We start from the raw sequence: 11,211 nt of genomic DNA, 5'->3' as shown, positions 1-11,211 counted from the left end.
AACCGGTGCAGTGTATGTCCGGTAGCATCGGGGTCACCTGATCTTTTGGAGGTTTCATCATGGGAGCCATGAGCCCCTGGCACTGGGCCATCGTCGCGCTGGTCGTCGTCATCCTGTTCGGTTCCAAGAAGCTGCCCGATGCGGCTCGTGGACTCGGCCGTTCGCTCCGCATCTTCAAGAGCGAGGTCAAGGAGATGCAGAACGACAACAGCACGCCGGCGCCCACCGCGCAGAGTGCGCCCCCCGCGCAGAGCGCACCCGCCGAGCTGCCCGTGGCGGACACCACCACCACACCGGTCACCCCGCCGGCGCCGGTGCAGCCGCAGTCGCAGCACACCGAGCCCAAGTCGGCGTAGCCCGAGCCGCCTGACAACCGGGGTGACTCGTCACCCCGGTTGACTGCTGACCAAGACTAGGGCGAACAACAGTGCGAATTCCGTTCGATCCGCGCCACAGCAAGCGGAGGACCAACCCCGACGGCACCATGTCGTTGGTCGATCACCTCTACGAGCTGCGCACGCGACTGCTCCTGTCGGTGCTGGCCATCGTGGTCACCACCGCGGTGGGCTTCTTCTGGTACTCCCACGAGATCTTCGGCATCGAGAGTCTCGGCGAGCTCCTGCGGGGGCCGTACTGTTCGCTGCCGGAGTCGAGCCGCGCCGACCTGAGCAACGACGGGTCGTGCCGTCTCCTCGCGACCGGACCGTTCGAGCAGTTCATGCTCCGCTTCAAGGTCGCGCTCACGGCGGGCGTCGTCCTCGCCTGCCCCATCTGGTTGTACCAGCTGTGGGCGTTCATCACCCCCGGCCTGTACTCGAAGGAACGCCGCTACGCGATCGGCTTCGTGGTGTCCGGCGCGGCGCTGTTCATGGCCGGTGCCGTCCTGGCGTACGTGGTCGTCGCGAAGGCGCTGCACTTCCTGCTGACGATCGGCGACAACGTCCAGATCACCGCCCTCGGCGGCGCAGAATACTTCGGGTTCATCATCAACCTGCTGATCATCTTCGGCGTCAGCTTCGAGATCCCGCTGCTCATCGTCGCCCTGAACTTCGTCGGAATCCTGCCCTACGCGAAGCTCAAGGCGTGGCGCCGCGGCCTGATCTTCGCCCTGTTCGTGTTCGCCGCGATCGCCACGCCCGGTCAGGACCCGTTCTCGATGCTCGCGCTCGCGTTCGCGTTGACCCTGCTGTTCGAGATCGCCGTGCAGATCGCCCGCATCAACGACCGCCGCAAGGCCCGCCGCACGGAGCAGGAGTGGGGTGCCCTCGACGACGACGAGGCGTCGACGATCGCGGCGCCGTCGAACCTGGACGAGTCGTTCGACGTGGCCGCCACCGCGGTCCCCGAGCCCGCGGGCCGGTTCCGTCGTTCCCGCAAGTCCGGCAAGTCCGGTGCCGCGAACAAGAACGACGAGGCGAGCACGACCGGCAGCAACACACCGGGTCAGGACTTCTCCGACACCCTGTGACAATCTGACGGGGTGGCAGTGACAACAGGTGACACGACCGGCGGCACCGAACTCGATGTGTTCTCGGCGCAGCTCGGCTTCGTGCTCGACCCCTTCCAGATCAACGCCTGCCGCGCGCTCGAGGGCGGCCACGGCGTCCTCGTCTGCGCCCCGACCGGCGCGGGAAAGACGGTGGTCGGCGAATTCGCCGTGCACCTGGCGCTCGCAGCCGGCCGCAAGTGCTTCTACACGACGCCGATCAAGGCGCTGAGCAATCAGAAGTACGCGGAACTGGTGCGGCGGTACGGCAAGGACACCGTGGGGCTGCTGACCGGAGATTCGAGCATCAACTCGGACGCCCCGGTGGTCGTGATGACCACCGAGGTGCTTCGGAACATGTTGTACGCCGATTCGGCGGCGCTGCGCGGGTTGTCGCACGTCGTCATGGACGAGGTGCACTTCCTGGCCGACCGGTTCCGTGGGGCGGTGTGGGAAGAGGTGATCCTGCACCTGTCCGAGGACGTCCGGCTCGTCAGTCTGTCGGCGACCGTCAGCAACGCCGAGGAGTTCGGTGCGTGGATGGAGACGGTGCGCGGCGACACCACCGTGGTGGTCGACGAGAACCGCCCGATCCCGCTGTGGCAGCACATCATGGTCGGAAAGCGGCTGTTCGACCTGTTCGACACGAGGGCGCGCAGCGGGGACGCCCGCAAGGATCTGGTGGTCGACCAGGATCTGGTGCGTCACGTCAAGCAGCGTCAGGCCCTCGAGCGGGCCGACTCGTGGGAGCCGCGGGGCAGGGGGAGACGCGGCGGCAGTCGCGGGTACTCCAGCGATTTCCGGCCGCTGCCCCGGCCGGAGGTGATCTCCCGCCTCGACGACGAAGGACTCCTTCCGGCGATCACGTTCATCTTCAGCCGGGCCGGGTGCGATGCCGCGCTGGCGCAATGCCTGCGATCGCGGCTCGATCTGACGACGCCGGAGCAGGTCGCCGAGATCCGGACCATCGTCGACGCCCACACCGGCGAACTGCCGAAGGCCGATCTGGAGGTCCTCGGGTACTGGGAATGGCGCAAGGCGCTCGAGCGTGGTCTCGCCGCGCACCACGCGGGAATGTTGCCGGCGTTCCGGCAGACGGTCGAGGAGTTGTTCGTCAAGGGTCTGGTCCGGGCCGTGTTCGCCACCGAGACGCTGGCACTGGGCATCAACATGCCCGCCCGCACGGTCGTCCTCGAACGCCTCGTCAAATACAACGGTGAGGCCCACGCCGAACTCACCCCGGGGGAGTACACGCAGCTCACGGGCCGGGCGGGACGTCGCGGCATCGACATCGAGGGCCACGCCGTGGTCCTGTGGCAACCGGGGGTGGAACCGGTGGACGTCGCCGGGCTGGCGTCCACCCGCACGTTTCCGCTGCGCAGTTCGTTCCGTCCCGGCTACAACATGACGATCAATCTGGTCGACCGCATGGGTGCGGCAGAATCGCGGGCCCTGCTGGAGCGGTCCTTCGCCCAGTTCCAGGCCGACCGGTCGGTGGTCGGCCTGACGCGCGGTATCGAGCGCAACGAGGCCGCGCTCACCACGCTCCGCGAACGCCTCGGCGGCGAGGACGGCGAGTACTTCGAATACGCGCGGCTGCGGGAGGAGCTGAGCAGCCGGGAACGGTCACTCGAACGGGCGGGCCGGACCGAGCGCCGGGACGCCGCCGTCGCGTCGCTCGTCGCACTGCGGCGCGGCGACGTGATCGCGATCCCCGTGGGACGGCACTCCGGTCTGGCTGTGGTGCTGGAGCCGGACCGGGACCCGACGGACCCGAAGCCGTTGATCCTCACCGAGGCGAAGTGGGCCGGCCGGGTGTCGGCAGGCGACTTCCCCGAGCCGGCACGGGCTTTGGGCTCGATGCGGTTGCCGCGACGCTTCGACCACCACACCGCCCGGGTGCGACGCGATCTGGCATCGGCGTTGCGCAGCACCGGAATCATCGCGCCGGGCCGCCGGAAGCGGAAGAAGTCGGGTGCGGCCGCCGACGACGCCGAGATCGCGCGGCTGCGGCGCGCGATCAGGCAGCATCCGTGCCACAGCTGGCCCGACCGCGAGCAATTGAGCCGCATCGGTGAGCGCTACAACCGGCTGGCCCGCGAGACGGAGACGATGCGGCAGAAGGCCGCCGCCACGACGAACTCGTTGGCGCGCACGTTCGATCGGATCCTGTCGCTGCTCGCCGAACGCGACTACGTGTCGGAGGGGGAGCACCCCGATGCCACCGAGCACGGCACCCGGTTGAGCCGGATCTATTGTGAGAGCGATCTCTTGGTGGCCGAGTGCCTCCGGCAGGGTGTGTGGAAGGGACTCGGGCCCGCGGAACTCGCAGCCGTCGCGTCCGCGGTGATCTTCGAATCGCGCCGCGAGGGGGACACCGTCGAGAGCGGCGGTCCGGGAGCGCTGCGGCACGCCCTCGACGAGACCGTGCGGGTGTGGAGGGAACTGCGGGCGGACGAGATCCGGCACAAGTTGCCGCCCACCCGTGAACCGGACTTCGGCTTCGCCGCGGCGATCTACCACTGGGCGAGCGACAATTCGCTCGTCGAGGCGCTGATCGCGGCGGGAGACCAGGGACGCGCACTGTCTGCCGGCGACTTCGTGCGGTGGTGCAGGCAGGTGATCGACCTCCTCGAACAGGTCCGGTCGACGTCGCCCGATCCGGAGGTCGGCAAGGCCGCAGGTCGTGCGGTCGCGGCGATCCGTCGCGGCGTCGTCGCCGTGGATGCTGCGTGACCCCACGCCGTGTGGTTGGATTCGCACGCCGTCCGAAGGCCCGAATCCGATGGTGGGGCGTTACGGTAGGTACAAAACTTGACACGTGAGCGGGAGGCGACGATGAGCGGCCCTTACGGACCGAACGACCCGAACGGGCAATGGGCCCAGGGACAGCAACCGGGCCAGGGCAATCCTGACCAGACCGGCGGCCAGTACGGTGCGCCTCAGTACGGTCAGCAGCCGCCCGCCCAGCCGTGGGGTCAGCAACCGGGTCAGCCGCAGCAGCCCGGGCAGCCGCAGTGGGGTCAGCAGCCCCAGCAGCCGGGGCAGCCGCAGTGGGGTCAGCAGCCGCAACCCGGTCAGCTCGGACAGCCGGGCCCGGGGCAGTGGGGTCAGCAGCCGCAGCAGCCCGGGCAGCCGCAGTGGGGTCAGCAACCGGGTCAGCCGCAGCAGTGGGGACCGGCGCCCGGTCAGCAGCAGTGGGGGCAGCCGCCGTCGTCGGGGAAGTCGAAGCTGCCGTTGATCATCGGCGGTGTGGTGGCGCTGCTGGTGATCGTCGGTATCGCCCTGGTGCTCGCGTTCACGGTGTTCGGCACGGACACCCTCGATCAGAAGGCGGCGGAGGACGGTGTCGAGCGCATCGTCACCGATTCGTACGGCGCCGAGAACGTGTCCGGTGTCACCTGCCCCTCGGGTCAGGAAGTGAAGAAGGGCAACAGTTTCACGTGCAGCCTCACCGTCGACGGTGAGAAGAAGCAGGTCACTCTCACCTTCACCGACGACAAGGGCACGTACGAGGTGAGCCGCCCCAGCTAGGCGGCTCACTCGGCCGTCACGGAACCCGCGCGGCGGCCACCTTTTTCATCGCCGTCGTGAGGCGTCCCACGGAGTTCTCGATTCCGAGTTCGTCCGCCAGCCTGCCGAGCCGGTCCGCGTCGACCGGTTCGGCGGGCAGCGTGTCGTCGCGGGACAGTTCGACGTCCGCGTCGCGCACCACCCGCACCACCGGCAGTGCCGCGTCGAGATAGTCGGCCGCGGCAGCGAACTTCGCGCGCGCACCCTTCGCCATGTCCGATTCGGGATCGACGGCCGCGGCCCGCAGTGCGGCGAGCGATCCGTATTGCATGATCAGGCTGGACGCGGTTTTCTCGCCGATACCCTTCACGCCCGGCAGTCCGTCGGACGAGTCGCCGCGCAGCAGCGCGAGTTCGGCGTAGGCCTCGCCGGCCCGGTCGGTGGGCACCCCGTACTTGGCTGCCACCTCTTCGGGCCCGAGCAACTCTGCCTTGGCGAGTCCGCGCACCACGTACAGCACCCGCACGGGCACCGGGTCGTCCGTGACGACCTGCAGGAGGTCGCGGTCGCCGGTGACGACGACGACCGGGTCGCGGGTCTCGGTGGCGGCGAGGGTGCCGAGAACGTCGTCGGCTTCGAGGCCTTCCGCGCCTGCGGTCGCGATTCCGGTGGCGGCCAGGACATCCAGGATCATCGGGACCTGTGGCGAGAGGGTGTCGGGGACCTCTTCCTCCGCCCCGCCGGTGTCCTCGGCCACCCGGTGCGCCTTGTAGGTGGGCACTGCTTCGACGCGGAACGCGGGCCGCCAGTCCAGGTCGAGGCACACCGTGAGCCGGGACGGCTGGTGCTTGGTGATCAGTGCGGCCACCATGTCGGTGAATCCGCGCACTGCGTTGACGGATCGACCGTCGGGTGAGGTGATCGAGTCGGGTAGCGCGTAGTACGCGCGAAACCACAGGCTGGCACCGTCGAGGAGAAGCAGAGGCCCTGTCATGACCCTCATCCTGCCAAACCGGTTTAGCCTGAAGCCATGAGTTCCCTCGGCGCATCGACTTCACGTTTCCCGACGACCATCTATGCCGACCGGATCGCGCGCGCAGGCGCCCTGGCCCGCGATGCCGGACTCGACGGCCTCCTCATCACGCCCGGGCCCGATCTGCGGTATCTGCTGGGGTCACGCGCGGAGTCGTTCGAACGGCTCACCTGCCTGGTGATTCCGGCGAACGGCGACACCGCGTCCGTGGTCGTGCCGCGGCTCGAACTGGCGGCGCTCACCGAATCCGCCACGTCCGAACTGGGTCTGACGGTCCGCGACTGGGTGGACGGGGTCGACCCGTACGCGCTGGTGTCGGGTTTGCTGCCGTCTCCGGCGCGGACCGCCGTCACGGATGCGATGCCGGCGCTGCACCTGATTCCGCTGTCGGAGGCGCTCGGGGCGTTGCCGGTCCTGGCCACCGAGGTGCTGCGGGAGCTGCGGATGGTCAAGGACGACGCGGAGATCGACGCGTTGCGCCGGGCCGGCCAAGCCATCGACCGGGTCCACGCCCGGATGGGGGAGTTCCTGAAGGTGGGCCGCACCGAGGCCGAGGTCGCGGCCGACATCACGGCCGCGATCCTCGAGGAGGGGCACACCGCGGCGGCGTTCGTCATCGTCGGCTCGGGACCGCACGGCGCCGACCCGCACCACGAGGTGTCCGAGCGGGTCGTCGAGTCGGGTGACGTCGTGGTCATCGACATCGGCGGACCCGTCGAACCCGGTTACAACTCCGACTCCACCCGCACGTACAGCATGGGTGAGCCCGATCCGGGTGTGGCCGAGAAGTTCGCGGTGCTCGAGGAGGCGCAGGCGGCGGCGGTCGCCCTGGTGCGTCCCGGCGTCACCGCCGAGGCGGTCGACGCGGCCGCCAGGGACCTGCTGGCCGCGCAGGGGCTCGCCGAGGTGTTCGTGCACCGGACCGGGCACGGAATCGGTCTGTCGGTGCACGAGGAGCCGTACATCGTCTCGGGTAACGCGATCGAACTGACCGAGGGGATGGCCTTCAGCGTGGAACCGGGAATCTACTTCCGCGGGGAGTGGGGTGCCCGCATCGAGGACATCGTCATCGTGACCGCGGACGGCTGTGAGCCGGTCAACACCCGGCCGCACGGGCTGACGGTTCTCCCGGGCTGAGCACGCCGGGGGGAGCGGGAGTGTGCGGGGCGGTGCGGCGCGGGTAGTAACATCTCCCATTTGTTCACGACCGCACTCGCCGCTGCACGTCCGCGGAGAGTCGGGATCACAGATCAACCGAAGGTGTCATGGAAAGCGTCGCCCCGAAGGTAACCGTCGTCGTCCCGACCTACAACGAACGCGACAACCTGCCCAAGATCGTCGAGCTTCTCGCGGCGTTGGCCATCCCGAACCTGCACGTGCTGGTCGTCGACGACAACTCGCCGGACGGCACCGGTGAGGTCGCCGACACGCTCGCGCAGAGCGGTCCGATCCCGGTCGGTGTGCTGCACCGGACCGTGAAGGACGGCCTCGGGCGGGCCTACGTCGCCGGCATGACGCGGGCGCTGTCCGAGGGCGCGGACATCGTGATCCAGATGGACGCCGACCTGTCGCACCCCACCGAGGCCATCCCGCGGATGGTGGAGACGCTGACGACGACGGATGCGGCCGTCGTGCTCGGCTCCCGCTACGTGGCGGGTGGCGCGGTCGCCAGCGACTGGCCCTGGCACCGCAAGGCGCTGTCGGCGTGGGCGAACTTCTACGTCAACGCGATCCTGCGGTTGCGGGTCAAGGACGCCACCGCCGGCTTCAAGGCGTGGCACGCGGACACGCTGCGGGCCATCGACGTCGAGAGTGTGCAGAGCAACGGGTACGCGTTCCAGGTGGAGATGAACTACCGGGTGGTGCAACGCGGCATGACGATCGCCGAGGTCCCGATCCGGTTCGAGGAACGCACGGACGGCGTGTCCAAGATGAGCCTCGCGGTGCAACTCGAGTCGGCGCGGGTCCCGTGGAAGCTGCGGTTCAGTCGTGACGCAGCGCAGCCGAGCCGAGTACGCGGCTGACGGCGATCTCCACGACCACCCGTGTCGGGTTGACCCGGGGCTGGCGGTACCTCGCGGCGTAGCGGGCCACGGCGTCGGCGACGGATTCGGGGTCGGTGAGGACCCGGGCGGGACCTTCGAGCGTCATCCAGCGCGGTCCGTCCACCTGGCTGACCGCGCCGTACCCTCCGCGTTCGGCGTTGAGGGCCTTCTGCGAGGAGCCGTTGGTGATGACTCGTGCCAGCCCGTGCTCCTGATCCCAGGTGAAGCCGACGGCGACGACGTGCGGGGTGCCGTTCTTGCGGAGCGTGGTGAGCGTCCCGAGGTGGTATTCGCCGAGGAAGGCGAGCGCCGCGTCGGGCAGGCGGATCGGGGTGGAGGGGGTGCGGTCCATCCCCCGACGGTAATCCAGGACACTGGACGGGTGAGCCTGGGATCGAAGAAGAACAGCGGAAAGCCCGACGACGGGGTGGTACTCCTGCTCGGTGGTCGCAGCGAGATCGGCCTCGAGATCGCCTCCCGGCTCGCGCCCGGCCGCACGATCGTCCTCGCCGCCCGTCGCAGCACCGAACTCGCCGCGGAGCGGCAGGCGCTGCTCGATGCGGGCGCGTCCGCGGTGGACTGCGTGGAATTCGACGCCGACGACCTGGACAGCCACGAGAAGCTGCTGAGATCCGTCGTCGACGCCCACGGCCCGCTGTCGGTGGCGGTGCTGGCGTTCGGCATTCTGGGCGACCAGGCGCGCGCCGAGCGGGACGCACGGCACGCCGTCGCCGTCGTCCACACCGACTACGTCGCGCAGGTCTCTGTGCTCACCCACCTCGCCACCCTGCTCCGAGCGCAGCGGTCGGGACGGATCGTGGTGTTCTCGTCCGTCGCGGGTGTGCGGGTGCGCCGCGCCAACTACGTCTACGGGTCGGCGAAGGCCGGCCTGGACGGGTTCGCGTCCGGTCTGGGCGACGCCCTCCACGGCAGCGGTGTGTCCCTGCTGCTCGTGCGGCCCGGCTTCGTCATCGGCCGGATGACCGAGGGAATGTCGCCCGCGCCGATGTCGAGCACGCCGGCGCAGGTCGCGGACGCGACCGTGCGGGGCCTGCGCCGCGGCGCAGGCCGAGTGTGGGTGCCGGGACGGTTGCGGCCGGTGTTCTTCGTCATGCGACTGCTGCCGCAGGCGATCTGGCGCCGGATGCCGCGATGACCGAACCGATCGTCGTCGTCGGTATCGGTGCCGACGGGTGGGACGGTCTGTCGCCGGCTGCGCGACGCGCGATCGAGGCCGCCGACGTCGTGATGGGTTCGGGGCGCCAGCTCGCCCTGATTCCGGAGTCGCCGGCCGTGCGGGTGGCCTGGCCGTCGCCGCTGGTCCCGGCGCTGCCCGGACTGTTCGAGCGGCACCACGGCCGACGGGTCTGCGTGCTGGCCAGCGGAGACCCGATGTTCCACGGCATCGGTGTCACCCTCGTCGGACTCCTCGGCGCGGACCGCGTGCGGGTGATCCCGCACCCGTCGTCCGCCACCCTGGCCTGCGCCCGGCTGGGCTGGGCGGCGCACGAGACACCGGTGGTCAGTCTCGTGAACCGGCCCGTGGACACACTCGTGCCGGCACTCGGCGATCGGACGCGACTGCTGGTGCTGAGCCGCGACGAGCACACCCCCGCGGCGGTGGCCGAACTCCTGACGGAACGACGGTTCGGGCCGTCGCGCCTCACCGTGCTCGGCGAACTGGGCGGACCCGGCGAGTCGAGGCTCGATGGAACGGCGTCGGCGTGGTCGCACGAGCCGGGGCCCCGGCTGAACGTGATCGCGATCGACTGCCGCGCCGAGTCCGGCGCCCTCCGGCTGACCCGGCTGCCGGGACTGCCGGATGCCGCGTTCACCGGTGACGGGCAGATGACCAAACACGAGGTCCGCGCCCTGACGCTGTGCGCCCTCGCACCCGCGGCGGGGGAGGTGCTGTGGGACGTGGGAGGCGGATCGGGCACGGTCGCGATCGAATGGATGCGCACCCACCCTCTTTGCCGGGCAGTGACTTTCGAGCGCAGCGCGGCACGCGTCGACCAGATCACGTCGAACGCCGCAGCGCTCGGGGTGCCGTCCCTCGCGGTGTTCGGCGACGCACCCGTGGCCTTCGGGGACGTGCCCGCCGACCTGTCCGCTCCGGACGCGATCTTCGTCGGTGGTGGCGTCACCCAGGACGGTCTGCTGGACGAGTGCTGGTCCCGGCTCCGGATCGGCGGCCGGCTGGTGGCCAACGCGGTGACGGCGGAATCGGAAGCGCTCCTGCTGCAGTGGTTCTCGCACTGCGGTGGGCAGCTCCGCAAATTTCAGGTGTACCGGGGGGAGCCGCTCGGTGGGTTCACCGCGTGGCGGCCGCAGCTGCCGGTGGCGCAATGGTCGGTGACGAAGCAGTCGAAAGGTGTTGTGGCATGACGGTGTACTTCATCGGAGCCGGTCCCGGTGCGGCCGACCTGATCACGGTTCGCGCGCAGCGGATCATCGCGGCCAGCCCCGTCTGCCTGTACGCGGGCAGCCTCGTCCCGCAGGAACTCCTGGCGGAATGCCCCGAGGAGGCGCGGGTGATCGACACGGCGCGTCTGAGTCTCGACGAGATCGTCGCCTTGCTGATCGAGGCCGACGCGGCCGGTCAGGACGTCGCCCGACTGCATTCGGGTGACCCGTCGATCTTCAGTGCCGTCGCCGAACAGGTCCGCCGACTCGAATCCGCCGGGGTCGCGTACACGGTGGTGCCCGGGGTTCCCGCGTTCACCGCGGCGGCGGCGTCGCTGGGCCGGGAACTGACCGTTCCCGGTGTCTCGCAGTCGATCGTGCTGACCCGCGTGTCCACCCTGTCCACCGCGATGCCGGAGGGTGAGGACCTGCGTTCCCTCGGCCGCAGCGGCGCCACGATGGTGGTGCACCTGGGGGCGCACCGGATCGATCAGATCGCCGAAGAACTCACCGAGAACTACGGCCGCGACTGTCCGGCCGCTGTCGTCGCGTTCGCGTCGCGCCCCGACGAGATCGTGCTGCGCGGCAGCCTGGCCACCATCGCCGATCAGGTGAAGGCGGCGGGCGTCACGAAGACCGCGGTGGTGATCGTCGGTAAGGTGCTTGCTGCCGAGGGGTTTCCGGACAGCTACCTGTATTCCGCCACCCGCGAGCGCACCACCCACTGA

Annotated in this window: 11 protein-coding genes; 9 read left to right on the top strand and 2 right to left on the bottom strand. The window is 69.7% G+C overall.

Annotated elements, in window-relative coordinates; genetic code table 11:
- Nucleotides 1-59 precede the first annotated feature (59 nt).
- The 4 genes from tatA (at nucleotide 60) to ACFU5V_RS25440 (ending at nucleotide 5,020) form a co-directional block, all read left to right on the top strand.
- A complete protein-coding gene (gene tatA, locus ACFU5V_RS25455; protein ID WP_378434894.1) occupies nucleotides 60-356 on the top strand; it encodes a Sec-independent protein translocase subunit TatA in 297 nt (98 codons plus the stop codon).
- Nucleotides 357-427: 71 nt separating this feature from the next.
- Entirely contained in the window at nucleotides 428-1,468 is a 1,041-nt protein-coding gene (gene tatC, locus ACFU5V_RS25450; protein ID WP_378702863.1) for a twin-arginine translocase subunit TatC, read from the top strand.
- Nucleotides 1,469-1,486: 18 nt separating this feature from the next.
- The gene (locus ACFU5V_RS25445) at nucleotides 1,487-4,222 is read left to right on the top strand and encodes a DEAD/DEAH box helicase (RefSeq protein ID WP_378702862.1); all 2,736 of its coding nucleotides are present in this window, start codon (nucleotides 1,487-1,489) and stop codon (nucleotides 4,220-4,222) included.
- Between the two features lie 102 nt (nucleotides 4,223-4,324).
- Nucleotides 4,325-5,020, top strand: a complete 696-nt coding sequence (locus ACFU5V_RS25440) for a DUF4333 domain-containing protein (RefSeq protein WP_378702861.1) — start codon at nucleotides 4,325-4,327, stop codon at nucleotides 5,018-5,020.
- A gap of 16 nt (nucleotides 5,021-5,036) precedes the next feature.
- Here the strand turns inward: ACFU5V_RS25440 and ACFU5V_RS25435 are convergent, their stop codons facing one another.
- Entirely contained in the window at nucleotides 5,037-5,993 is a 957-nt protein-coding gene (locus ACFU5V_RS25435) for a 5'-3' exonuclease H3TH domain-containing protein (RefSeq protein ID WP_378702860.1), read from the bottom strand.
- A gap of 36 nt (nucleotides 5,994-6,029) precedes the next feature.
- Here ACFU5V_RS25435 and ACFU5V_RS25430 point away from each other — a divergent pair, with 36 nt between their 5' ends.
- Together ACFU5V_RS25430 and ACFU5V_RS25425 are read left to right on the top strand one after the other, a co-directional pair.
- Nucleotides 6,030-7,169, top strand: coding sequence for a M24 family metallopeptidase (locus ACFU5V_RS25430; protein ID WP_378702859.1), 1,140 nt, complete (start codon nucleotides 6,030-6,032; stop codon nucleotides 7,167-7,169).
- A 128-nt stretch (nucleotides 7,170-7,297) separates the two neighbouring features.
- A complete protein-coding gene (locus ACFU5V_RS25425) occupies nucleotides 7,298-8,056 on the top strand; it encodes a polyprenol monophosphomannose synthase (RefSeq protein ID WP_378702858.1) in 759 nt (252 codons plus the stop codon).
- On the opposite strand, the gene ACFU5V_RS25420 is transcribed toward ACFU5V_RS25425, so the two are convergent.
- A complete protein-coding gene (locus ACFU5V_RS25420) occupies nucleotides 8,016-8,429 on the bottom strand; it encodes a TIGR03618 family F420-dependent PPOX class oxidoreductase (protein ID WP_012687822.1) in 414 nt (137 codons plus the stop codon). The genes ACFU5V_RS25425 and ACFU5V_RS25420 overlap by 41 nt on opposite strands.
- Before the next feature lie 30 nt (nucleotides 8,430-8,459).
- Between ACFU5V_RS25420 and ACFU5V_RS25415 the strand changes: the two genes are divergently transcribed.
- From ACFU5V_RS25415 to cobM, 3 genes are read left to right on the top strand one after another with little or no spacing between them, the layout of a single operon-like run.
- Entirely contained in the window at nucleotides 8,460-9,233 is a 774-nt protein-coding gene (locus ACFU5V_RS25415) for an SDR family NAD(P)-dependent oxidoreductase (protein ID WP_378702857.1), read from the top strand.
- Nucleotides 9,230-10,465 carry a precorrin-6y C5,15-methyltransferase (decarboxylating) subunit CbiE gene (gene cbiE, locus ACFU5V_RS25410; RefSeq protein WP_378702856.1) on the top strand — a complete coding sequence of 412 codons (1,236 nt, stop codon included), beginning with the start codon at nucleotides 9,230-9,232 and terminating at the stop codon, nucleotides 10,463-10,465. Before ACFU5V_RS25415 ends, cbiE begins: the two co-directional genes overlap by 4 nt.
- Complete coding sequence (gene cobM / locus ACFU5V_RS25405) at nucleotides 10,462-11,211, top strand: precorrin-4 C(11)-methyltransferase (RefSeq protein WP_378702855.1); 750 nt, start codon at nucleotides 10,462-10,464, stop codon at nucleotides 11,209-11,211. The genes cbiE and cobM overlap by 4 nt, the downstream gene beginning before the upstream one ends.

Origin of the sequence: Rhodococcus sp. NPDC057529 (genome assembly GCF_042802055.1) — a bacterium.
GTDB lineage: Bacteria > Actinomycetota > Actinomycetes > Mycobacteriales > Mycobacteriaceae > Rhodococcus_F.
Note: the sequence above shows the minus strand (reverse complement) of the source record. Positions and strands in the feature narration are given on the sequence as shown.